Raw genomic sequence first — 22,654 nt, forward strand, 5'->3', positions numbered from 1 at the left:
TTGCAGACGAGACGATCATGAGCGATTCAGACAACAGCCCTAGCGAATTCAATCTGCAACGCCGCCGCGTGCTCCTCGGTATGGGGGTGGCGGGTGCCGCACTGGCTGGCAGCGCCCTGAGTTGCCCAGCCATGGCTGCCAGCGGCAGCGCTAACGCGCAAGTCACCCAAGCGCCCAGCAGCGACAAGACCCAGGACCATCACCCGTTTCACGGCCAACACCAAAACGGCATTGTGACCCCGCGCCCCGCTGCCGGCATGCTTGTTTCCTTTGATGTGCTGGCCAGTGATCGCCAAGAGCTGGAGCGCCTCTTTCGTACCCTCAATGAGCGCATCGTGTTTTTGACCAAAGGCGGCCCGGTGCCCCAGGTTGACCCCAAGTTACCGCCAACTGACTCAGGCATTCTCGGTCCGGTAGTGACCCCGGACAACCTGACGGTGACGGTGTCGGTCGGCGAGTCGCTGTTCGATGAGCGCTTCGGCTTGAGCAGCGTCAAGCCCAAGCGTCTAAGCCGCATGCAGGGGTTTCCCAACGATGCGCTGGAACCCGCGTTCTGCCACGGCGATTTGAGCCTGCAGTTTTGCGCCAACACCGCCGACACCAACATTCACGCCCTGCGTGACATCGTGAAGAACCTGCCGGACCTGCTGCTGGTGCGTTGGAAGCAAGAAGGCACAGTGCCGCCGCAGGCACCCACGAAGCCGGGCGTACCGCCGCAGAGCGCGCGTAACTTTTTGGGCTTTCGTGACGGCTCGGCCAACCCGGACTCTACTAACAACACTCAGATGAACGCCATTGTCTGGGTCCAGCCGAACAGCGACGAGCCGCAGTGGGCGGTGGATGGCAGCTATCAAGCAGTACGCATCATTCGCAATTTCGTTGAACGCTGGGACCGCACCCCGCTGCAAGAGCAGCAAAGCATCTTCGGCCGTAGCAAGGCCAGTGGCGCGCCGATGGATGGCCAGCACGAGACCGATGTACCGGATTACAGCAAAGACCCCGAAGGCAAAGTCACAAAGCTGGACGCGCACATCCGCCTGGCTAACCCACGCACCGCACAAACCAGCAACAGCTTGATTTTGCGTCGCCCGTTCAACTACTCCAACGGGGTTAACAAGAACGGACAACTGGACATGGGTTTGCTGTTCATCTGCTACCAGCGCGATCTGAACCAAGGTTTTATCGCGGTACAGACCCGACTGAACGGTGAACCCCTAGAGGAATACCTCAAGCCGATTGGCGGCGGTTACTTCTTCACCCTGCCGGGCGTGCGCAACGATCAGGATTTCATTGGGCGCTCGCTGCTCAATGCCGCTTCACCGCTCACCCGCACTTGATCTCACCCCCAACCTAAACCTAAAACACACCGGATACAGCCCCATGAAGAAGACGCCGCTCGCACTGCTCATCGCTCTAGGTTTGCTGCACACCCCGCTCTCGGTATTCGCGGCGACTGCCCCCCTGGATCTGGTGCAACCTATTTCTGACTACAAGATTTACGTCACCGAAGAAATCGACACCTTGGCGCAAGAAACCCAGAAATTCACCGACGCTATCAAAAAAGGCGACCTGGCCACTGCCAAGAAGCTCTATGCGCCGACCCGGGTGCACTACGAGTCGATTGAGCCGATTGCTGAACTCTTCAGTGACCTTGATGCCTCCATCGACTCCCGCGTTGATGACCACGAAAAAGGCGTGACGGCTGAAGACTTCACCGGCTTTCACCGCATTGAATACACCCTGTTCTCCGAGAACAGCACCAAAGGCCTGGACGCACTGGCTGACAAGCTCAACGCTGATGTCAAAGACTTGCAAACCCGTGTTGCCGGTCTAACCTTCCCGCCCGAGAAGGTAGTAGGCGGTGCTGCCGCACTGATGGAAGAAGTTGCTGCGACCAAAATTTCCGGCGAAGAAGACCGCTACAGCCACACCGACCTGTATGACTTCCAGGGCAACGTAGACGGCGCGAAGAAAATTTTTGACCTGTTCCGCACGCAAATCGCTGAGAACGACAAAGCCTTTGTGGCCAAGGTCGACAAAAACTTCGCCACCGTTGACAAGATTCTGGCCAAGTACAAAACCAAAGATGGCGGTTACGAGACCTACGACAAGGTCAAAGATAACGACCGTAAGGCACTGGTTGGCCCGGTTAATACCCTGGCCGAAGACTTGTCGACACTGCGCGGCAAGCTGGGTTTGAACTAAAAAAACGCTCGCCCGGCAATGCTGTTCACTTAAGCGTTACGCGCGGTCATGTTGATTTCGACAGGACCGGCGTTCGCTTAAGGGATCAGAATTGCTGTATATCGCCAGAAACCGATGTGACGGGCATCACATATTTGCAGATTGGCGCAGAAATTTTATAACGTTAAAAAAATCTGCTTTTTGTTCGAGCATTGACGTACGTCACTGTTTAAATTAGCTAAATTGCTGTCAATATTCGCAATCGTAACGACCCCGCTATTCGTCACCAAACCCGCTGTTTAGGCACTATTCATTGCTTCCTGAATAGCACCTGTCTAGCTATAAGAAAAAACACACACTTGACCCAACTTTCATAGGTTTTTCACAATTGTGCGTTTAACGTATGCGTCAGCTCATGGGAGATCCCCAATAGTTTGCAAGAAAATCATGTAGATAACGTAGTTCGAAGACTTTACCTTCGTCAGTTTTAAGCTTTACTGCCTGTAGGCGTAGTCTCTCTAAAACGCCTAAACAGGCTGACTTCTGAGACAAGTTATCTTGTGCCATTGAAACTGACTGGAACGAAAATTTTGAAACCCTACCCTATCCAGTGCGTGTCGATCGTCATTCCGGTCTACAACGAAGAACAGAGCCTGCCCGAGTTGTTACGGCGCACTGAGGCTGCCTGTGCACAGCTAACCCAACCTTATGAAATCGTACTGGTCGATGACGGCAGCCGGGATCAATCGGCGCAAATCCTCCAAGACGCGGCTGAACGTGAAGGCAGTTCTGTTGTCGCGGTGATCCTTAACCGCAACTACGGGCAACATGCCGCAATTATGGCTGGCTTCGAAAACTCCAAGGGCGATGTCGTGATCACCCTAGATGCCGACTTGCAGAACCCGCCGGAAGAAATCCCGCGCCTGGTCGCTCAGGCGGCACTGGGCTATGACGTCGTCGGCACCGTGCGCAATAACCGTCAAGACTCCGCCTGGCGCCGCTGGCCGTCACGCCTGATCAACCTTGCGGTGCAACGCTCCACCGGTGTTGCTATGAGCGACTATGGCTGCATGTTGCGCGCTTATCGCCGTTCGATTGTCGACGCGATGCTGGCGTGCCGTGAACGCAGCACCTTTATCCCGATTCTCGCCAACAGTTTTGCTCGTCACACCACCGAAGTGCTGGTGCAGCATGCTGAGCGCGAACACGGCGATTCGAAATACAGCCCGATGCGCCTGATCAACCTGATGTTTGATTTGATCACGTGCATGACCACCACCCCCCTGCGCCTGCTGAGCATCATCGGTTTTAGCATGGCATTACTGGGCGGTGTGTTTGCCATTATGTTGATTTTCCTGCGCCTGATCTTTGGCGCTACTTGGGCTGGCGACGGTACATTTGTGCTGTTTGCGGTGCTGTTTGTTTTCACCGGCGGCCAATTTATCGGCATGGGCCTGCTAGGCGAATACCTAGGACGCATGTACAGCGATGTGCGCGCACGCCCACGCTTCTTTATCGAAAAGATCGTGCGCGCCGAACCGGCCACTGTTTGCGTTACAACCAGTAACTCGTCTTCTACTTGCAACTCGTCCTCTTCTACTTCGACACAGGTCCAATCATGAGTTTGAAAGCCGTTGTTTTCGCCTATCACGATATTGGCTGCACAGGCATCGAAGCCCTGCTCAATGCAGGCTATGAAATCGCTGCTGTGTTCACCCATGCGGACGATCCCAAAGAAAATAACTTTTACGGCTCTGTGGCCCAACTGTGCGCCCGTAAAGGCATTCCGGTGCACGCGCCGGAAGACGCTAACCACCCACTGTGGATCGAGCGCATTCGCAAGCTGAATGCCGATTACATCTTCTCGTTCTACTACCGCAACCTGTTGGGCGAAGAACTGCTGAACAGCGTCAGCAAAGGCGCGTTCAACCTGCACGGTTCCCTGCTGCCACGCTACCGTGGTCGCGCGCCAGCCAACTGGGTGTTGGTCAACGGCGAAACCGAAACCGGCGTTACCCTGCACCGCATGGTCAAACGCGCCGATGCCGGTGACATTGTTGCCCAGGAACGCATCAGCATTGAGCGCAGCGACACCGCGCTGAGCCTGCACGCCAAACTGCGTGAAACCGCTGCAAAACTGCTGGCAGAAACCTTGCCGGTGCTGCCGGAAGGCAAGCTCAAAGAAACCCCGCAAGACGAATCCAAGGCAACTTACTTTGGTCGTCGCACTGCAGCTGATGGCTTACTGCAGTGGAATCGCCCGGCTGAAGAACTGTTCAACCTGGTCCGCGCTGTTACCCAACCGTACCCAGGTGCTTTCTGCGCCGTTGGCGAGCACAAGCTGATTGTTTGGGCCAGCGAAGTGGTTGCCGGCAACGAAGGTCAGGCACCGGGCAACGTGATCAGCTGCGACCCGCTGCGTATCGCTTGCGGCAAAGACTCGCTGGTGATCACCGCTGGTCAGCGCAACGACAACGGCCTGTACCTGAGCGGCCCGCAACTGGCCCGCGAACTGGGTCTGGTTGACGGCTCGCGTCTGCGTGGCAGCGAATCCGGCCGTCCGGCCCGTCGCACCCGCGTTCTGATCTTGGGCGTTAACGGCTTTATCGGTAACCACCTCTCGGAGCGTCTGCTGCAAGACGACCGTTACGAAGTGTACGGCCTGGACATCGGCTCCGACGCGATTGACCGCCTGCGCAGCCACCCGAACTTCCACTTTGTGGAAGGCGACATCAGCATCCACACCGAGTGGATCGAGTACCACATCAAGAAGTGTGACGTGATCCTGCCGTTGGTAGCCATCGCCACGCCGATCGAATACACCCGTAACCCGCTGCGCGTATTCGAACTGGACTTCGAAGAGAACCTCAAGCTGGTTCGCTACTGCGTCAAGTACAACAAGCGCGTGATCTTCCCGTCTACGTCCGAAGTCTATGGCATGTGCCAGGACCAGAACTTCGACGAAGACACCTCCAACCTGATTGTTGGCCCGATCAACAAGCAGCGTTGGATCTACTCCGTGTCCAAGCAACTGCTGGACCGCGTGATCTGGGCTTACGGCACCAAAGGCCTGAAGTTCACCCTGTTCCGTCCGTTCAACTGGATGGGCCCGCGTTTGGACCGTCTGGACTCAGCTCGTGTTGGCAGCTCGCGCGCCATCACTCAACTGATCCTGCACCTCGTGGAAGGTACCCCGATCCGTCTGGTTGACGGTGGTGCACAGAAGCGCTGCTTCACTGACGTGGCTGACGGCATCGAAGCCCTGGCACGCATCATTGAAAACAAAGACGGCAAGTGTGACGGCCAGATCATCAACATCGGCAACCCAGAAAACGAAGCCAGCATTCGTGAACTGGGCGTAGAGTTGCTTCGCCAGTTCGAAGCGCACCCGCTGCGTGACAACTTCCCGCCGTTTGCTGGTTTCCGCGATGTTGAAAGCCAGTCGTTCTACGGCACTGGCTATCAAGACGTAAGCCACCGCAAGCCAAGCGTGGAAAACGCCCGTCGCCTGATCGACTGGACGCCGACCACCGAGCTGAGCGAAACCATTGGCAAGACTCTGGATTTCTTCCTGCGTGAAGCCATGGTTGAAATCGCGGAAAAACGCTGATGCAGGCTGGACTACGCATTGATGTCGATACCTATCGTGGAACCCGCGAGGGGGTTCCACGGTTGCTCGAACTGCTCGATGAGGCAGGCGTTAAAGCCACGTTCTTTTTCAGCGTGGGGCCGGACAACATGGGCCGCCATTTATGGCGGCTGATCAAGCCCCAGTTTTTCTGGAAAATGATGCGCTCCAAGGCTGCCAGCCTCTACGGCTGGGACATTTTGCTGGCCGGCACCGCCTGGCCAGGCAAACCGATCGGCAAGGATCTGGGGCACTTGATGCGTCAGACTCTGGCCGCGGGTCACGAAGTTGGCTTGCACGCCTGGGATCACCATGGCTGGCAAGCCAACACCGGGCGCTGGAGCGAGGCACAACTGATCGAGCAGATTCGTTTAGGTGTTGACACGCTGAGCGATATTACCGGGCAGGCGGTCGAGTGTTCGGCCTCTGCCGGTTGGCGCGCAGATGAACGCGTAGTCCAGGCCAAAGAAACTTTTGGCTTTCGTTACAACAGTGATTGCCGCGGGCACAGTCTGTTTCGGCCAAGGTTGGCCGACGGCAGACTGGGCGCGCCGCAAATCCCTGTGGACTTACCCACATTCGATGAAGTAGTCGGGCCAGAGCTAAGCGCTGCCGACTTCAATTCATACATTCTTGATCGCTTCAGCCCACAAAAGCTGAACGCGTACACCATTCATGCAGAAGTAGAAGGGATTCTAATGGCTAATGACTTCCGTCAATTGCTGACGCAGGCCCGTGCCCGCGACATCCACTTTCAGCCCCTGCGGGACTTGCTCCCGAACGACCTTGACAGCGTGCCCGCTGGCCAATTGAGCCGTGGCGTGCTGGACGGCCGTGAAGGCTGGCTGGGAGTGCAACAGCCATGACTCAACGCTGGATGATTCCGCTGCTGGTTTTGGCCTTTATTGCGTTTTACCTGTTACCTCTGGGTACCCACGGCCTGTGGATCCCGGACGAAGCGCGTTATGCGCAAATTGGCCAGCAAATCCTGGTCGATGGTAACTGGGTCACCCCGCACTTCATGGACATACGCTACTTCGAGAAGCCGATTGCCGGTTACTGGATGATCGCTATCGGCCAGGCCATTTTTGGTGAAAACCTGTTTGGCGTGCGGATTGCCTCGGCGATTGCCACAGGCCTGAGCGTGTTGCTGGCCTACATGGTCGCCCGCCGCCTGTGGAATGACCCGCGCAAGAGCTTCGCCTGCGCGCTGGTGTACATGACCTTCGGCCTCATTGCAGGCCAAGCCGGTTACTCCAACCTCGACCCGCAGTTCACCCTGTGGGTCAACCTGAGCTTGGTTGCACTGTGGTTTGCGGTCGACACCCAGGACTCACGCCAGCGTCTGTTCAGTTGGGCTTTGTTGGGCTTTGCCTGCGGCATGGGCTTTATGACCAAGGGCTTTTTGGCCCTGTTGCTGCCCGTGCTGATCGCCCTGCCCTACATGATCTGGCAAAAGCGTTTCTTGGAACTGGTCAAATACGGTCTGCTCGCCATGCTGGTTGCGGCCGTCGTGTCATTGCCCTGGGTACTGGCGGTACACGCACAAGAACCGGACTACTGGCGTTTCTTTTTCTGGCACGAGCACATCCGTCGCTTTGCCGGTGAAGATGCCCAGCACGGTCGCCCATGGTGGTTCTACCTGCCGCTGATGGTGGTTTCCAGTTTGCCGTGGGCAGCCCTGTTGCCTGCCACGCTCAAAGATGCCTGGAGCCAGAAGCGTCAGACCGGCGTGATCTTTGTGCTGATGTGGATGTTGCTGCCACTGGCCTTGTTCAGCCTGAGCAAGGGCAAACTGCCGACCTATATCATGCCGTGCATGCTGCCGTTGGCCCTGTTGCTGGGCCACGCGCTGATGGACCGCGTTGATCAAGCAAAAACCCTGTCGCTGCGCCTCAACGGCCTGGTCAACCTGCTGATTGGCGCCGTGGCGTTGCTAGCTCTGATCTTCTTCCAGATCAAAAAGCCGTTCTACGACAACGAACCGCTGCACATGGGTTTACTGGTCGTGGTCTTGCTGACCTGGATCGTCACTGGCTTGCTGGCCATGGTTCGTCCGCTGAAGATGTGGGCGGCGCCTGCCGTCGCCATGGGTGTTCTGGTACTGGTATTGCCAGCCAGCATGCCAAGCAGCGTGGTTCACAACAAAATGCCTGACCAGTTTGTGCTGCATCACCTCGATGCACTGCAACCTGCAACCGCGCTGTTGAGTAACGACCTAGGCGCAGCATCAGCTCTGTCTTGGCGCCTGCGTCGTCCTGATGTGACGTTGTACAACACCCAAGGCGAGGTCAAATACGGCCTGACCTATGACGATGCCAAAGGCAAAAGCATTGGTCTGGAAGACGTTCAGCAATGGCTTGCCGACGCACGCCTTAAAGGCCCGGTAGGTGTTGTGATGCGGGTCAAGGACAGCGATGAAAGCCATGAAATGGACATGCTGCCCAAAGATGCCCAGCGTTTTGACGAAGGCAATATGGTGATTTTGGTTTACCCGCAGACCGCTCCATGACCTTAGCCCTGTTGCTGATGGCGTGCATGCTGACGTGCGCGGGGCAAGTGGCTCAGAAGTTCGCAGTCGAAAGCTGGCGCGGGCCGCAATCGGGCATCGCACACAAGCTGCGATCCCCTTGGCTGTGGTTGGCCCTGCTGTGTCTGGGCCTCGGTTTGCTGGTGTGGTTGCTGGTGTTGCAACGCCTTGAAGTGGGCATCGCTTACCCGATGCTCAGCCTCAACTTTGTTCTGATCACCTTGGTTGCACGTTACGTGTTTAAAGAAACCATCGACCTGCGTCACTGGGTGGGTGTAGGCCTGGTGATTGCCGGTGTGGTTCTGCTGGGGCAACACGCATGAACCTGCGCCGCGGATTTACCTTTGCTTGTGGCAGCGTTTTACTGGTCAGCGGTGCTCAATTGGGCATGCGCTGGAGCATGACCCGCCTACCGGAGCCCGCCCAATGGCTGAACGCAATCAGCCAGGGGGACGTTTCATTGTCAGCGCTGGGCGTGGTATTTGCCGCGATCCTGGCTTACGCGCTGTCGATGCTGTGTTGGTTATTGGCCTTGCGTGACCTGCCATTGGGTCGGGCCTACTCTCTGCTCAGCATCAGCTACGCTCTGGTCTACCTGCTGGCCGCCAGCCTGCCGGTATTCCAAGAGAGCTTCACCCTTTCAAAAACCCTTGGGGTGACATTGGTCATTCTAGGGGTGCTGACGATCAACTCTCGACGTACCCCAGGTTCCAGGAACAGCGCATGAAAATCAGTGTATTTGGTAGTGGTTATGTAGGCCTGGTGCAGGCAACCGTATTGGCGGAAGTCGGCCACGACGTGATTTGCATGGACATTGATCAGAAAAAGGTCGAGCTGTTACAGCAAGGTCACGTCAGCATTTTTGAACCGGGCCTTTCAAGCCTGGTTCGTGAAAACCTCGAAAGCAAGCGCCTGCGCTTCACCAGCGATGAAAAACTCGCCGTTGAACACGGCCAAGTGCTGTTTATCGCTGTTGGCACTCCGCCGAGCGAAGACGGCTCGGCAGACCTCAAGGCTGTGTTCTCCGTGGGTGACGCAGTCGCTCGCCACCGTGAAGAACCGGTGATTCTGGTTGAGAAGTCCACTGTGCCGGTTGGCACGGGTGACGCGCTGACCGCACACATCAACAACACCCTGAGCAAGGCCGGCCGCTCGTTGCAGTTTGACGTGGTGTCTAACCCCGAATTCCTCAAGGAAGGTTCGGCGGTGAGTGATTGCCGTCGCCCGGACCGCATCATCATTGGCTGCGAGCGCGATGAAGTACGCGACGTGATGCGCGACCTGTATGCCCCGTTCAACCGCAACCATGACCGCATCATCAACATGGACCTGCGCAGCGCTGAGCTGACCAAGTACGCGGCCAACTGCATGTTGGCGACCAAAATCAGCTTTATCAACCAGATCGCCGAGCTGGCCGAGCACTTGGGCGCCGACATTGAGTCGGTGCGTTTGGGTATCGGTGCCGACACGCGTATTGGTTACCACTTCATCTACCCTGGCTGCGGCTATGGTGGTTCGTGCTTCCCTAAAGACATGCGTGCACTGATCCACAGCGCCCAGCAAGTCAATTGCTCGAGCGATTTGCTACAAGCCGTTGAAGCGATCAACGAACGCCAGAAACACAAACTGTTCGACCGCATCAATGCCTTTTTCAAAGGCGACCTCAAAGGCAAAACCTTCGCCCTCTGGGGCCTGGCCTTCAAACCCAATACTGACGACATGCGCGATGCCCCAAGCCGCGTATTGATGCAGGCGTTGTGGGATGCGGGCGCAGACGTGCGGGCCTTTGACCCTGAAGCCATGCAAGAAACCCAGCGTTTGTACGGTGACGAGCCGCGCCTGAGCCTGATGGGCACCCCAGAATCGACGCTCAACGGCGCAGATGCCTTGATCGTCTGCACGGAATGGCAACAGTTCAAGGCGCCAGACTTCGACCTGATCCAGCAGCGCCTCAAAACCCCTGTGATTTTTGATGGCCGAAACCTGTATGACGCTGAGCGCCTGACCCGTGCAGGTTTGCAGTACTTCCCGATGGGGCGCGGTGAGTCTTGCAACTTACCGGTATCGCAAGGCGCAACGGCCGTTTAACGGTTCACCAACGCCGCCATTGGCAACAATGGCGGCGTTTTTTATGGATGAAATTCGACTGTTTACTTTGTAGGGGCAAGCGTGCTCGCGATCTTTTTAAAGATCCGCACATCGCAAGCACGCTCCTTCTTACACGCTCCCTATTGAGTCAAGGAAACTCGACATGCCGGCCTACCCTTCCCCTAGCGCTTTAAAAGCACTGCACCGACAGTCCCTGCTTCTCGGTGCACTGGCATTACTGCTGTTCATTCTGGGCGATATGCACCAGTCCGCGATTGGGTTTGACTCGCGCTTTGTGATGTTTGCCAAGGAAATGCTGCGCCACGGCCCCAGCTTTTTCCCGACCACCTACGGTCAGCCTTACGCCGACTACAACGCCACCTCTACCCTCTTCACTTGGCTGCTGTCCTTGCCGTTTGGCGAGGTCAACAGCCTGACGGCGTGGCTGCCCACGGCATTTGCAAGCGCCGTGATCGTGACCCTGATCTATCGTCTGGTTGCCCCGCAGTCCACCACCTGGGCCTTGCTCAGTGTGGCGCTGTTGCTGTTAAGCATGACCTTCATCACTGAAACCCGTGCGGTGTCACTGGACCAAATGCTTGCGGCGGTCAGCCTCGGCGCGTTTTACCTGGCCTATGCCCACGATCACTTCAGTGCGCCACGCCGTCATTTCTGGCTACTGGTGTTGCTGGTACTCGGCTTCGCCATCCGCGGACCCATCGGGCTGGTGATTCCGACCGGTATGCTTTGCAGCTATTACCTGCTCAGCGGTCAATGGCGCCGTATGTTCAGCGTTGGTGTGCAGGCGCTGGTCCTGCTGGTGCTGTGCATTGGCCTGTTGTTGTTGCTGGCTTGGCTCAGCGGCGGTGAGGCTTTTGTACAAGACGTGATTCGCATGCAGGTCACTGGCCGAATCGACGGCAGCGAAGGCGCCAGTGGCCCCTTTTATTACTTCACCAGTTCCATGGGCAACTACGCGCTGGCCTACCCGTTGGCCGTAGTGGTATTGGCGGCTGTGCTAATCGCTGGACGTAAACCGTCGAACACTGCCTTGCACTTGGTCAAATACTGCGCGGCCGCGGGCTTGATCGTGATGATCGGCCTGTCGGTTCCACAGGCGAAAAAAGCCCGCTATTTACTGCCAATGCTGCCGATGGCCGCCATTATTGCTGCCTACCCGTTTGTGGGCATGCAAGGTCGAGTATTCGTAGCATTACGCGGCATGATTCAAGCCATTTTGCTGGCTTTGCCCGCGTTGCTAATTGCAGGCCTGATCGTCGCCAGCAAGCGCATCAGTGACGACTTGCCGGCCCTGACCTCAATCTATGTCGTGCTAGGTGTGCTGCAAGTGCTTGCGCTGGGTTTGCTGTTTAAGACCCATTGGCGTGCAACCGGCCTGGCCGCTTGTGCAGTGCTGGCCATGTGGAGCAGCTACATTCTGGTGATAGAACCGGCAGAGCGCAGCGCCTACGACACACGCGACTTCACCCTCAACACCCTGCATCTGATCGATCAGGCCCCCGCGCCGCTGGTATTGCATGGCATGGGCAAAGACGCCAAGGCGATCAAGTTTATGGTCAACCTGGACCGCGACTTGCTGCCCGTGTTTACCCAATCAGCAGCCGAACTGAGCGCGTTGCAGGCACCTTCCTGGATCGTAATGGACCGCAAGGACTACCAGGCACTGAAAGGCACTGTGCTGGGTGACACTGTTCCAGCCTTAAGCGGACGCTTCGACAAGAACGATTACGTGCTGCTGCATTTGCCGTAACGATGTGTTGTGTGAACGGGCTGCTGATTCGCATCAGCAGCCACGTCGCTCAAAGCCGTTACTTAGCGATGGAACGTGCCGCGTAATCGTCCAGCAGTGTGCGGGTCAGTTCATAGGACGACAGCTCGGCTGTTCGTCCTGGACTGAGGGGAAACGCCTGCCCCGCCCACAGATTGATAAAATCTGCGGAACCTGCTGGCTCGGACTTAGCCTTGAGTGGTAGCAGAACTCCGCCTGCCAACGGAAAAGCTGGGGCTTGGGGGTTGATCGGGCCGAGTTCGCGCATGACCCGGTTCAGAATCCCGCGGGCTGGACGCCCAGTGAACAGGTTAGTCAGCGCCGTTTCACTGGCACTGGCTTCGCGCAGTGCCCGGTAATGTGGCTTGGATATTTTTGCCTGCGGGCAAAACAGGTACGCGGTGCCGATTTGCACAGCACTGGCACCCAAGGCAAACGCTGCGACAATCCCCCGCGCATCGGCAATGCCGCCTGCCGCAATCACTGGAACCGAGACCGCATCGACGATTTGTGGCACCAAGGCAAACGTGCCGATCTGCGAGGTCAACTCGTTGCTTAGAAACATCGCCCGATGACCACCGGCTTCGTACCCCATGGCTACGATCGCGTCGCAGCCGTGTTGCTCGAGCCACTGTGCTTCTTCAACGGTGGTCGCTGAGCTGAGAATGATCGCCCCGCTGGCTTTGACCCGCGCCATCAGTTCAGGGGCAGGCAGAGAAAAGTGAAAACTGACCACTGGCGGGCGCAGTTCTTCGACCAGCGCACAGGTGGCCTCATCAAACGGCGCCCGGCTCGAAACCGGGGTCGGGGCATCGTAGTCGGCGCCCAATTCTTCGTAATAAGGTTTGAACAGCGACTTCCACTGCTGCACATGAGCTTCGTCGTATTCCGGGGACGCGTGACAGAAAAAATTCACATTGAACGGCTGATCGCTCTCAGCGCGAAAGGCCGCGATCTCTGCCCGAATTGCGTCGAGACTCAACGTGGCACACGCCAAAGACCCCAAACCGCCCGCTTTCGCGACTCCGATCATCACATCTGCCCCGGCGCCGAGCATGGGCGCTTGAATGATGGGGTTGGTGATGCCTACCAAGTCGATAAAGCGTGAGTCAGGCCATTGGGGCATGGGAGTGCTCTCTAGGATCATTCATAGGGAAATGGACACTAATCAACGTTTATTCGCCAAGGCGGCTATCAACGCCGGGTCGCGGTTGTAGATGTCCGGGGCATAGACCACTTTGCCATTTTTATCGGCTTGCGCCGTCCAGTAGCTCATCAAGATCGGCATGGGGTTGGACAAGCGGAACTCATGGGTCAATCCGGTGGCCAGCAAATCTTCCGTCCGGGTTTTTTCTGCCGGCGTGACCAACAAATCCCTTAGCTGGAACACCGACTCAACCCGCACACACCCTGAGCTGAATGCCCGTGGGCCTTTGCTGAATAAGGCCTGGCTTGGCGTGTCGTGCAGGTACACCGAGAACGGGTTAGGAAAACGCAGCACGATCCGGCCCAGAGGGTTTCGAGGCCCGGCGCCTTGGCGCAGCAAGATGTTGCCGGGGCGATCCCAATCAATACTCTGCGGCGATAGCGGCTGGCCATTGCTGTCGATTACCTGCAAATCATGGCGGCTCAAAAAGGACGAGTCACGGCGAATCTGCGGCAGTTTGTCTTCTTTGAAAATAGTCGGCGGAATGGTCCAGGTCGGGTTCAGGGTCAAGCGTGTGACCCGCGACTTAAGCAATGGCGTCTGGCGATCCGCCCGCCCGACCTGAGTACGGGTTTGCCACACCGGCGAGCCATTCTGGTAGACCGTCAGCTGCGCCGCCGGCACATTGATCAGCAAGATAGAAGGTTCGAAATCTTGGGCCATCCAGCGAAAACGCTCCAGATTGATACGCAGTTGCTCAAGCCGGGTCGCCGGTGTGACGTTCAGCTCTTTCACGGTGCCCGCACCGATTACCCCATCGGCCTGTAAGGAGTGGCTGAGTTGAAAGCTTTTAACCGCAGACACCAACTCATTGCTGTACACGTTGTTGGGCGTTGCGGGTATGTGATCGAGATAACCCTCACTGAACAAGCGCTGAGCCAATGCTGGGATTCGCGGGTCTTGCATGCCGGGACGCACCAAGGCGCCATCCGCTATTGACTGCCATTTAGGCAACGGTAGCTGACGTTGATGGGCATAAACGTTGCGCAAGTTCTGGTAAAGCTCAAAACCCGGACGGGCCTGGGCAAACGCTTGGGCAACATCGTTCAGCCCCGGCCCGGCAATCGCCAGAATCTGACTCCGGTCTGGCGTCACTTCATTGGAGTGCCAGACCGGCTCGAAACGGGCTTGCGACAAACGGCCGTAGTGCAAATCTTGCAAGGCTTGCAGGTACTGAAGACTGGTGTCGATGTCGGCACACAGGTCCTGCGTATTGGGCAAAGGGTAGTTTTTCGGGTCAAGGCCATCGTCAGCCAACGTTGGCAAGGCGCCTTGCAAGGCAGCTACGCGCCCCTTGTCGGTCCAGATCAGTTGGTTATTCTGGCTCTGGTAAAAAGCCTGCAACAGGGCTTTTGAAGGCTCATTGATACGTGTGGCTAATGTCGGGCATGCCTGCGGCAATTGCGTCAATGCCACTTGTACCGGATTCGATGGCTCGACTGGCAGCTCATCAGCCGGTGCGACCAGCGGCGCAGCGAGCAAGACAAGGCTCAAGTAACATGCGTGTTTTTTGATCAACTGCTTAACTCCAGTCCGTGGCCTTTATGTTGAGGGTCACTGTATTACGTGTCGTGGCACCTTCAGGCTAGCACTTAAAACAGGATCGCCTTTACAACGACGGGATGTCAGGAGCCAACTCAACGGTGGAAACTCTTAACTTATGCTGATTTTATTGCGACGGCTCTGCTTGGCCGCTGCAACACTGGGCGCATTTTCAAGCCCGGTGTTCGCCGCTACCGCCAGCCCTTTTCAACCGGTATTGTTCACAAGCCTTACCCAAGCGGCCCCCGAACTCAACCCCCAAGCCCTCAAAGGCGCCCTCAGCGCCATGCAATGCGCAATCAATAATGGCGCCAGCCAGGCCGAGCACTTGGCCGTGATTGATTACTCGCAACCCTCCACAGCGCGACGACTGTGGATTTTTGACTTGCGTAAAAAGACCCTGGTGCTGCGTGATCTGGTCGCCCATGGACAAAATTCCGGTGAAAACTTCGCCACGCAATTCTCCAATAGCGAAGGCAGTTATCAGTCTAGCCTGGGCTTGTTTCGCACCCAGGAAAGCTATCAAGGTGCCAACGGTTACTCCTTACGCATGGACGGACTGGAGCCGGGTATCAACGACCGCGCCCGTGATCGCGACATCGTTATTCATGCTGCCAGCTATGTGAACCCGTTGTGGAGCCAGCGTCAGGGCCGTATCGGCCGCAGCCAAGGCTGCCCGGCGGTACGCCCGCAAGTTGCACGCAAGGTGGTAGACACGCTCAAGGGTGGACAGTTCATGTTTGCCTGGTACCCGGATCAGCGCTGGTTGAAATCCTCGGCCTACCTAAACTGCAAACCGCATTTGGTGGCGAGTATTGTGTCCGCCAAAGGTGGCTGAGTAAGCCCTATTGATCAGCCTTGGCTGGCGATCTTTTGAATGTTTAAAAGATCGCCAGCTAAGGCTGCGTGCGCAAGTGCTAGACACCCAATCACGCGTCTCGATAAACAGGTAATCTTTGCGCCGGTATTAATCACACCCCCCCCCATTTAGTGGACATAGGCTCATGGATCGACGCGCATCAAAATTGCCGACCGACTGGGTGTTGCGAAACTCGCAGCCCGGTCAAGTTGAGCGAATCGAGGCGTGGTTTGGCGGGCATGGCTATGAGCCGCATCGTCACGACACCTACTCCATCGGGCGCACGCTGTCGGGCGTGCAAAGCTTTCACTACACCGGGAGCATGCGCCACGGCATGCCCGGCAACACGCTGGTGCTGCACCCTGATGAATTGCACGACGGCATGGCCGGTACCGAGGCGGGTTTTCAATACCGCATGGCGTACATCGACCCCGCCCTGATTCAACACGTTCTCAGGGGCGAACCGTTGCCTTACATCGCGGGAGGGCTGTGTCACGACCCGCGCCTGTACCGGGCGTGCGAGCCATTTATGCAGTCCATGGAGCACCCGCTGGATACTCTGGAAGAACAGGACGCTCTTTTCGACATTGCCATGGCCCTGCGCGCGGTGGCGGGCAAGCCTCGCGGGCGCAAGCAACTGGATTACCGCGCGACACAACGGGCCCGGGACTTCATGCTTGAACACTTGGACCTGACCATTACCCTGCCAATGCTCGAGCACGCCAGCGGGCGGGAGCGCTGGAGCCTGTCACGGGACTTCAGGGTGTTGTATGGCACCAGCCCCTATCGATTTGTCACCTTGCGCCGGCTTGATCGAGTTCGTGGGTTAATCCTCGATGGTTTTAGTTTGGTGGATGCGGCGCTGGCGGCCGGCTTTCATGATCAGAGCCACATGACCCATCACTTCAAGCGCTGTTACGGGGTTTCACCGGCGCGTTGGTTAGAGCGTATCAAAGCCGACCGCCAACGTGCAGGATCGTACAAGAACCGCCTACCCTACTTGCCTCAGGATTAGCCTTCACTTTGAAGGAGCGTCCACCATGAAGACCCCACATAACGCGCTGCGCCTAGAAGCCGTAAACCTGACGCACAAGGCGTCGCTGATCGAACAGCAATGGAGCCCTCGGGTTGTCGCAGAAATGAACGATTACCAGTTTAAAGTCGTGCGCATCGAGGGCGAGTTCATTTGGCATAGCCACCCTGAAACCGATGAGGCATTTATTGTGCTGGAGGGTGAACTGCTGATCGACTTACCCCACGGCACAGTGCGCGTGAGGCCGGGTGAACTGTACGTGGTACCGCGCGGTATTGAACACAGGACGGGCGCGCGGACTGAGGCCAAGCTGATGATGATCGAACCTCGCGGCGTGCTGAACACCGGCCATGAAGGCGGCGAGCGCACAGCCCCTAACGACCAGTGGATTTGAGTTAAGGCTAGGTATCAGCGCTGCGCGATGCAAGCTCGCGCCTACACAGGTAGCGGACAATCCACCAGTATCTGCAAGGTCTGCTGCGAGCAGCGCTCGACCCGAACCTGAACGCCGTACACGTCGGCAAACAGCTTAGGCGTCAAGACATCGTGGGCGGCGCCGAAATCCATGACTTGGCCTTCACGCAGGACCGCGATGTTGTCGGCGTAACGCGCCGCCAAACTGATGTCGTGCATGACAATGACAGCGATCAGTTGGTGCTGGCGAACCATGTCACGCACACACTCCATAACCCGCAGTTGGTAGCTCAAGTCCAGTGCGCTGGTGGGCTCATCCAGCAGCATGACGCTCGGGCGGCGGGCAATCAGTTGCGCCAAGCTGACCAATTGCCGCTGACCACCCGACAACGCATTGAGCATGTGATCCGCCAGATGGGCGATGCCGATGCGTTGCAGGGCGCCAAAGCCTTGTTCCAGGTAATCGCCACCGGCGCCGCCCACGCGCAAGGCTGCCATCACGCTTTCGATGACGCTCAGCCCCAAGCCCGGCGGCAGGTGTTGTGGCATGTAGGTGATTAACCGGGCGCGCTCCGACACGGACATCGCACCCAGTTGCCGACCTTGCAAGCTGACCGAACCCTTGATGTTTTCAAGGCCTGCTAGCCCACGCAGTAAGGTCGATTTGCCTGCGCCGTTGGGACCGATCAACGCCGTTAGGGTGCCAGGCTGCAACTCGGGCAGTGAAGCATCGCGAATCACCACCCGACGCCCGTAGGTCACCTGCGCATCGTTGACCTGCAATCCTTGGGCACTCATAACTGCCGACCACGCTTAAATACCAACGCCACAAAAATCGGCACGCCGACCAGCGCAGTGACGATACCGACCGGCACGATGACGCCCGGCATAATGATTTTGCTGACCACCGATGACAGTGACAGTAACAACGCGCCTACTAAGGCGCTGGCCGGGAACAGGAAACGCTGGTCTTCACCGATCAGGATGCGCGCGATATGCGGGCCCACCAGACCGATAAAGCCAATGGTGCCGACGAATGCCACCGCGGTGGCCGACAACAAGCTGATGCGCAACAGCGAGAAAAATCGCAGCCGCCGCACGTCAACACCAAAGCTTTGTGCGCGGTCCTCGCCCATCCGCAACAGAGTCATGCGCGAACTGGCCTGCAACGAAAAAGGCACCGTCAGTACGATCACCACGGCCAAAATGCTCAGCTTGTCCCAGTTGGCCCGCGCCACACTGCCCAAGCTCCAGAACACCAATTGTTGCAGCACATCTTCGGTGGCCAGCAGTTGCAACAGCGCCACCAGCGCGTTGCAACTGAATACCAGTGCAATGCCGAACAGCACCAGGGTTTCGACTCCGGCGCCTCTTAAACGCGACATACCATGCAGCAGGAACATTGAGCCGCAGGCAAACACGAATGCCGACAACGCCACCATGGAGTCGCGGCTCAACAAGGCGCTGCTCACCGGGAACACGATGACCAATGAGGCGCCCAGCGCAGCCGCCGATGACACGCCGAGGGTGAACGGGCTGGCCAGTGGGTTATTGAGGATGGCCTGCATTTCGGCACCTGCAAGCGATAACGCCGCGCCCACCAATACCGCCATCAGCGCGTATGGCAGGCGCACATTCCAGATGATCACCCGGTCAGTCACTGCCAAGGTTTGCGGGTGCAGCAGGCCGTCGACCAAAGCGCCGAGGCTCATCCCCGAAGCCCCCGTGGACAGGTCAAGCAACACCGCCCCCATAAGCGCAATACCGATCCCGACCAGCAATGCCACGCGCCGCGCCAGCAAGCGCCGATAACCCAGGCTGGCAGCCACCACGGCGGGATTCAGGGATGCGGTCATTTCTGCTCACTGATCCAGTATTGGCCCGCTAGCGGCATGCTGAGGAACTGCTGGTTAATTTCATCCAGCGTGCGCTGTGGGTCCAGTGCGGCGAACTTCTCGGGATGAATCCATTTGGCCAAAGCTTCAATCGCTAAGATGTTGTACGGCGAATTGTAAAAGTCATGCCACAAGCCGTGCACATTGCCTTCGCGAATTGCCCGCAAATCTTTGAACTCTGGGCGGGTCAAAACCTGTTTCAGCGAAGCCTGCGCGGTCGCGCTGTCTACACCGGCGCCCATCATCACCCCCGGCTTTTGATTGCCCGTGAGGATGTACACGTCAGGGTCAGCCTTGAGCGCGTATTCAACACTGATATCGCCCAACGCGCCGGGGACCACACCTGCCGCAATATTGCGCCCGCCGACCAGTTTGATCAGCTCGCCCATGCCACCTTTGCCCGTGGTATGGCCAGGATTGGCCCACACCCCGGCCAGCAATTCAAGAAACACGCTTGGACGTTGGCTGTCGTCGATCACGCCCAGCGTGTCGCTGACGTTATTGACGTGCTGTTGGTAAAAATCCAGGAACGCTTTAGCTTGTGCTTCACGCCCCAATGCCTTGCCCAGCGCCGTCATGCTGTCATGGGTGCCCTGCACCGGGTTGACGCGAAAATCGACAAACAGCACTGCAATACCGGCTTTTTCCAGAATATCGGCCACTGGGCTGTGCTCGGTCGGGCCATGCCCGGAAATACTGAACACCGCCAAGTCAGGCTTTAGGGCCAGGATCTGCTCGGCACTGACGCTCTGCTCGGACGCCTGGCCGATCAGTGGAATGTCTTTGACCTCTGGAAACTTTGCCACATAGGCGGCATAGGTATTGGGGTCGAGTTTGCGCAGGTCGTTCTGCCAGCCAACGATTCGTTTAAACGGCTGGTCGCGGTCAAGAATGGCAAACGTCGAGATCAATCGCCCTTCACCCAACACCACGCGCTGCACGTGTTCCGGCACATCAACCACGCGCCCTAGCACATCGGTTACGTCTTTGGCCCAGGCCGACGTTACAGCGCCGAGCCCACCCGCGAGCAGAACCACTATCATTGCGCAGGCGCGCGAATACGATTTGAACACAGGGAATCTCCCATTGAATGAAGGGCTCACACGTCGCTCAAGCGGCGCAAAAAGGTAATGCCCGGTACGATGCGCAGAAGGTCCTGCAAAATCGGCCGCACCTTAACTACAATGAATCGCATTTAGATTCACCATTCTAATGAGCACCATGGCAACCGATCACCAGACTTTGTATTGCTGATGCACGAAAAACGTCACCCACAACATTTCATTACATTTCGTCGGGCTACACCCCGTGAAATCAGCTATTGCTGCGAACCCTGAGGCCTATCCGAACCCCCATGTCCAAGCAAGATCATGTATTAATCGTTGATGACGACCCCGACATCCGCCAACTGCTGGCTGAGTACCTGCGCGATGCCGGCTATCAGACATCGACGGCCTGCGACGGCAGGGAAATGCACCGTCGTCTGGAAATGAACGTCATCGATTTGATCGTGCTCGATCTGATGCTGCCCGGCGAAGACGGACTAAGCCTGTGCCGCACGCTACGGGTGACCTCCAATATCCCGGTGATCATGCTCACTGCTCGCGGCAGCCTGATTGATCGCATCGTCGGTCTGGAAATCGGCGCAGACGATTACTTGCCCAAACCTTTTGACCCACGCGAACTGCTGGTGCGGATCAAAGTGGTCTTGCGCCGGGCGCAGAGTTTTCCAGAGCGTGCCCGCGTGGATGAAGCCCCCTTCGTTAACTTCGACGGTTGGCGCCTCGACACGCGCGCCCGGCAGGTGTTGTCGGCTAAAGGGGTGGTGATCAGCTTGGGCAACTCGGACTTTCGCGTGCTGCGCTTATTGTTACAGCACCCCAACCGGCCGCTGAGTCGAGACTTTTTGCTCAATCATGTGTTCGACAAAGACAGCACGCCTTTTGACCGTTCGATTGACGTGTGCGTGAGCCGTTTGCGCCAACAATTGGCACCTGAGCTGATCAAAACGGTGCGCAACGAAGGCTACATGCTCACCTCGATCAACGTGACGAACGAAGCATGAGGCTAATACCGCGTACGTTGTATGGGCGGCTGGTGATCATTTTGGTGGCCGGAATGCTGGCTGCGCAGGCGGCAACCAGCAGCATTTGGTATGACGTGCGTCACAGCCAGGTGCTGGAGATCCCGACGCGGCTGATTGCCAGCCGTTTGGCCGATATTGTGCGTGTGTCAAAAACTGACCCGCACAGCACCGATCTGTTGCTTAAAAGTTTAAATACTCCCGCCTTCCAATTGCAGCAACTCAACACGCCAACCAGCGTAGAACCCAGGCTGACACCCGAGGACCTGGCAGCTGAAAACCTGCTAAAAAACCTGATCAATGAAAAGACGGGCACCCAGACACCGCTGCGATTGCTCAATCTGACCCTGCTCGATGACCAAGGACAAAAAGCCGGGGTCGATACCTTGTTCGGGTCTCGCCCGGTCGAGGGTCAGTTCACCCTAGAGTTACGTCTTGCAGATGGTCGCTGGCTACATGTTCAAGCGCTGGAAGACCAAGGTTGGACCAGTCTGTCTCCTGTCGACATGATGCTCGACTACTTTTGGCGTATCTATCTTGCACGCATTATTGTGCTGGCGTTCATCGCCCTGTTCGCAGTGCGCTTAGCCATCCGCCCCTTGAATGAACTGGCGCAGGCGGCACAAGCGCTGGGTAACGATATTGGGCGTCAACCACTGCAAGTCAAAGGGCCGATTGAAGTGCGGCGGGCGGCCGAGGCTTTCAACCTGATGCAACAACGGCTGCTGGACAGTCTGGCTGAGCGCACGCGATTTCTGGCAGCGGTATCGCATGATTTGCGCTCGCCCATCACTCGCTTGCGGCTGCGTACTGAAATGCTCGATGACGAGCAACAAAAGCAGCGTTTTCGTAAAGACCTAACCGACATGGAGGGGCTGGTGTCGACCACGCTGGACTTCGTCAGCAGTGGCGAAATCAACGAAGCCCGGCAACATATCGACATCAACGCCCTGCTGCAAAGCTTGCAAGCTGACTTGGAGGATATTGGTGAGCACGTGACCTTGATGGGGCACGCGACGCGTCCAGTGTCTGGTTATGCCCGCAGCCTCAAGCGCTGCGTGCAAAACCTGCTGGAAAACGCTGTGCGTTACGCTCGGGATGTGCAGGTGATCATTGATGAACAGCCAGCGCACCTGACGATTACTGTCCGCGACAATGGCCCAGGCATTGCGCCCGAACAACTGACGCACGTGCTGGAACCCTTTTACCGGCTTGAAGCCTCGCGCAATAGCGCCACCGGAGGGTACGGCCTAGGTCTGAGCATCGCCCAGACTGTAGCGGCCGCGCATGGCGGAACGTTGGTGCTGCACAACCGCGCGCAAGGCGGGCTGGATGCCGTACTGACACTACGCGCCCACCTGTAGCCGCCCGCCTGCGATGATCGCAGGCGGGCTAATTAGGC

The 22,654-nt window shown here is 57.4% G+C and carries 20 protein-coding genes; 15 read left to right on the forward strand and 5 right to left on the reverse strand.

What is annotated here, in order from left to right; genetic code table 11:
• The first annotated feature begins 17 nt into the window (after positions 1 to 17).
• From efeB to B347_RS0110440, 10 genes are all read left to right on the forward strand, one after another.
• Positions 18 to 1,337: an iron uptake transporter deferrochelatase/peroxidase subunit gene (gene efeB / locus B347_RS0110395; RefSeq protein WP_019409655.1), complete on the forward strand. Its 1,320-nt coding sequence runs from the start codon at positions 18 to 20 to the stop codon at positions 1,335 to 1,337.
• 43 nt (positions 1,338 to 1,380) lie between these two features.
• Positions 1,381 to 2,205, forward strand: coding sequence for an iron uptake system protein EfeO (efeO, locus tag B347_RS0110400; protein WP_019409656.1), 825 nt, complete (start codon positions 1,381 to 1,383; stop codon positions 2,203 to 2,205).
• Between the two features lie 569 nt (positions 2,206 to 2,774).
• Positions 2,775 to 3,806: an undecaprenyl-phosphate 4-deoxy-4-formamido-L-arabinose transferase gene (gene arnC / locus B347_RS0110405; RefSeq protein ID WP_019409657.1), complete on the forward strand. Its 1,032-nt coding sequence runs from the start codon at positions 2,775 to 2,777 to the stop codon at positions 3,804 to 3,806.
• Positions 3,803 to 5,794, forward strand: a complete 1,992-nt coding sequence (gene arnA / locus B347_RS0110410) for a bifunctional UDP-4-amino-4-deoxy-L-arabinose formyltransferase/UDP-glucuronic acid oxidase ArnA (protein ID WP_019409658.1) — start codon at positions 3,803 to 3,805, stop codon at positions 5,792 to 5,794. Before arnC ends, arnA begins: the two co-directional genes overlap by 4 nt.
• Positions 5,794 to 6,678 (forward strand): 4-deoxy-4-formamido-L-arabinose-phosphoundecaprenol deformylase, encoded by an 885-nt coding sequence (arnD, locus tag B347_RS0110415; RefSeq protein WP_019409659.1) that lies wholly within the window; start codon positions 5,794 to 5,796, stop codon positions 6,676 to 6,678. The genes arnA and arnD overlap by 1 nt, the downstream gene beginning before the upstream one ends.
• Complete coding sequence (gene arnT, locus B347_RS0110420; RefSeq protein ID WP_019409660.1) at positions 6,675 to 8,324, forward strand: lipid IV(A) 4-amino-4-deoxy-L-arabinosyltransferase; 1,650 nt, start codon at positions 6,675 to 6,677, stop codon at positions 8,322 to 8,324. Before arnD ends, arnT begins: the two co-directional genes overlap by 4 nt.
• Positions 8,321 to 8,665 (forward strand): 4-amino-4-deoxy-L-arabinose-phosphoundecaprenol flippase subunit ArnE, encoded by a 345-nt coding sequence (gene arnE, locus B347_RS0110425; RefSeq protein WP_019409661.1) that lies wholly within the window; start codon positions 8,321 to 8,323, stop codon positions 8,663 to 8,665. Before arnT ends, arnE begins: the two co-directional genes overlap by 4 nt.
• Complete coding sequence (arnF, locus tag B347_RS0110430) at positions 8,662 to 9,069, forward strand: 4-amino-4-deoxy-L-arabinose-phosphoundecaprenol flippase subunit ArnF (RefSeq protein WP_019409662.1); 408 nt, start codon at positions 8,662 to 8,664, stop codon at positions 9,067 to 9,069. Before arnE ends, arnF begins: the two co-directional genes overlap by 4 nt.
• Positions 9,066 to 10,430: a UDP-glucose dehydrogenase family protein gene (locus tag B347_RS0110435; protein ID WP_019409663.1), complete on the forward strand. Its 1,365-nt coding sequence runs from the start codon at positions 9,066 to 9,068 to the stop codon at positions 10,428 to 10,430. The genes arnF and B347_RS0110435 overlap by 4 nt, the downstream gene beginning before the upstream one ends.
• A 163-nt stretch (positions 10,431 to 10,593) precedes the next feature.
• Positions 10,594 to 12,201 carry an ArnT family glycosyltransferase gene (locus B347_RS0110440; protein WP_019409664.1) on the forward strand — a complete coding sequence of 536 codons (1,608 nt, stop codon included), beginning with the start codon at positions 10,594 to 10,596 and terminating at the stop codon, positions 12,199 to 12,201.
• A 58-nt stretch (positions 12,202 to 12,259) separates the two neighbouring features.
• On the opposite strand, the gene B347_RS0110445 is transcribed toward B347_RS0110440, so the two are convergent.
• Positions 12,260 to 13,345 (reverse strand): NAD(P)H-dependent flavin oxidoreductase, encoded by a 1,086-nt coding sequence (locus tag B347_RS0110445; RefSeq protein ID WP_019409665.1) that lies wholly within the window; start codon positions 13,343 to 13,345, stop codon positions 12,260 to 12,262.
• 42 nt (positions 13,346 to 13,387) lie between these two features.
• Complete coding sequence (locus B347_RS0110450) at positions 13,388 to 14,944, reverse strand: L,D-transpeptidase family protein (RefSeq protein ID WP_019409666.1); 1,557 nt, start codon at positions 14,942 to 14,944, stop codon at positions 13,388 to 13,390.
• A 142-nt stretch (positions 14,945 to 15,086) separates the two neighbouring features.
• Here B347_RS0110450 and B347_RS0110455 point away from each other — a divergent pair, with 142 nt between their 5' ends.
• From B347_RS0110455 to B347_RS0110465, 3 genes are all read left to right on the forward strand, one after another.
• Positions 15,087 to 15,806: a murein L,D-transpeptidase catalytic domain family protein gene (locus B347_RS0110455; RefSeq protein ID WP_019409667.1), complete on the forward strand. Its 720-nt coding sequence runs from the start codon at positions 15,087 to 15,089 to the stop codon at positions 15,804 to 15,806.
• 166 nt (positions 15,807 to 15,972) lie between these two features.
• Positions 15,973 to 16,842: an AraC family transcriptional regulator gene (locus tag B347_RS0110460; RefSeq protein ID WP_019409668.1), complete on the forward strand. Its 870-nt coding sequence runs from the start codon at positions 15,973 to 15,975 to the stop codon at positions 16,840 to 16,842.
• 25 nt (positions 16,843 to 16,867) lie between these two features.
• Entirely contained in the window at positions 16,868 to 17,254 is a 387-nt protein-coding gene (locus B347_RS0110465) for a cupin domain-containing protein (RefSeq protein ID WP_019409669.1), read from the forward strand.
• Between the two features lie 41 nt (positions 17,255 to 17,295).
• Here B347_RS0110465 and B347_RS0110470 read toward each other — a convergent pair whose 3' ends face one another.
• Genes B347_RS0110470 through B347_RS0110480 form a run of 3 tightly spaced genes read right to left on the reverse strand, consistent with a single transcriptional unit; the run spans position 17,296 to position 20,212 of the window.
• Positions 17,296 to 18,072 (reverse strand): ABC transporter ATP-binding protein, encoded by a 777-nt coding sequence (locus tag B347_RS0110470; RefSeq protein ID WP_019409670.1) that lies wholly within the window; start codon positions 18,070 to 18,072, stop codon positions 17,296 to 17,298.
• A complete protein-coding gene (locus tag B347_RS0110475) occupies positions 18,069 to 19,130 on the reverse strand; it encodes a FecCD family ABC transporter permease (RefSeq protein WP_019409671.1) in 1,062 nt (353 codons plus the stop codon). The genes B347_RS0110470 and B347_RS0110475 overlap by 4 nt, the downstream gene beginning before the upstream one ends.
• Complete coding sequence (locus B347_RS0110480) at positions 19,127 to 20,212, reverse strand: ABC transporter substrate-binding protein (protein WP_050997500.1); 1,086 nt, start codon at positions 20,210 to 20,212, stop codon at positions 19,127 to 19,129. Before B347_RS0110480 ends, B347_RS0110475 begins: the two co-directional genes overlap by 4 nt.
• A gap of 311 nt (positions 20,213 to 20,523) precedes the next feature.
• Here B347_RS0110480 and B347_RS0110490 point away from each other — a divergent pair, with 311 nt between their 5' ends.
• Positions 20,524 to 21,234 (forward strand): response regulator, encoded by a 711-nt coding sequence (locus B347_RS0110490; RefSeq protein ID WP_019409674.1) that lies wholly within the window; start codon positions 20,524 to 20,526, stop codon positions 21,232 to 21,234.
• Entirely contained in the window at positions 21,231 to 22,616 is a 1,386-nt protein-coding gene (locus B347_RS0110495; protein ID WP_026014107.1) for an ATP-binding protein, read from the forward strand. Before B347_RS0110490 ends, B347_RS0110495 begins: the two co-directional genes overlap by 4 nt.
• Positions 22,617 to 22,654: the final 38 nt, after the last annotated feature.

The sequence above is a fragment of the Pseudomonas psychrophila HA-4 genome, assembly GCF_000282975.1.
Taxonomy (GTDB): domain Bacteria; phylum Pseudomonadota; class Gammaproteobacteria; order Pseudomonadales; family Pseudomonadaceae; genus Aquipseudomonas; species Aquipseudomonas psychrophila_A.

Coding starts and splice junctions, on each gene's coding strand:
- B347_RS0110455 (WP_019409667.1), top strand. CDS start 15,087: ATGCTGATTTTATTGCGACGGCTCTGCTTGGCCGCTGCAACACTGGGC.
- efeB (WP_019409655.1), top strand. CDS start 18: ATGAGCGATTCAGACAACAGCCCTAGCGAATTCAATCTGCAACGCCGC.
- B347_RS0110465 (WP_019409669.1), top strand. CDS start 16,868: ATGAAGACCCCACATAACGCGCTGCGCCTAGAAGCCGTAAACCTGACG.
- arnA (WP_019409658.1), top strand. CDS start 3,803: ATGAGTTTGAAAGCCGTTGTTTTCGCCTATCACGATATTGGCTGCACA.
- B347_RS0110440 (WP_019409664.1), top strand. CDS start 10,594: ATGCCGGCCTACCCTTCCCCTAGCGCTTTAAAAGCACTGCACCGACAG.
- efeO (WP_019409656.1), top strand. CDS start 1,381: ATGAAGAAGACGCCGCTCGCACTGCTCATCGCTCTAGGTTTGCTGCAC.
- arnT (WP_019409660.1), top strand. CDS start 6,675: ATGACTCAACGCTGGATGATTCCGCTGCTGGTTTTGGCCTTTATTGCG.
- B347_RS0110435 (WP_019409663.1), top strand. CDS start 9,066: ATGAAAATCAGTGTATTTGGTAGTGGTTATGTAGGCCTGGTGCAGGCA.
- B347_RS0110480 (WP_050997500.1), bottom strand. CDS start 20,212: ATGATAGTGGTTCTGCTCGCGGGTGGGCTCGGCGCTGTAACGTCGGCC.
- arnD (WP_019409659.1), top strand. CDS start 5,794: ATGCAGGCTGGACTACGCATTGATGTCGATACCTATCGTGGAACCCGC.
- B347_RS0110460 (WP_019409668.1), top strand. CDS start 15,973: ATGGATCGACGCGCATCAAAATTGCCGACCGACTGGGTGTTGCGAAAC.
- B347_RS0110470 (WP_019409670.1), bottom strand. CDS start 18,072: ATGAGTGCCCAAGGATTGCAGGTCAACGATGCGCAGGTGACCTACGGG.
- arnE (WP_019409661.1), top strand. CDS start 8,321: ATGACCTTAGCCCTGTTGCTGATGGCGTGCATGCTGACGTGCGCGGGG.
- B347_RS0110490 (WP_019409674.1), top strand. CDS start 20,524: ATGTCCAAGCAAGATCATGTATTAATCGTTGATGACGACCCCGACATC.
- B347_RS0110475 (WP_019409671.1), bottom strand. CDS start 19,130: ATGACCGCATCCCTGAATCCCGCCGTGGTGGCTGCCAGCCTGGGTTAT.
- B347_RS0110495 (WP_026014107.1), top strand. CDS start 21,231: ATGAGGCTAATACCGCGTACGTTGTATGGGCGGCTGGTGATCATTTTG.
- B347_RS0110445 (WP_019409665.1), bottom strand. CDS start 13,345: ATGCCCCAATGGCCTGACTCACGCTTTATCGACTTGGTAGGCATCACC.
- arnF (WP_019409662.1), top strand. CDS start 8,662: ATGAACCTGCGCCGCGGATTTACCTTTGCTTGTGGCAGCGTTTTACTG.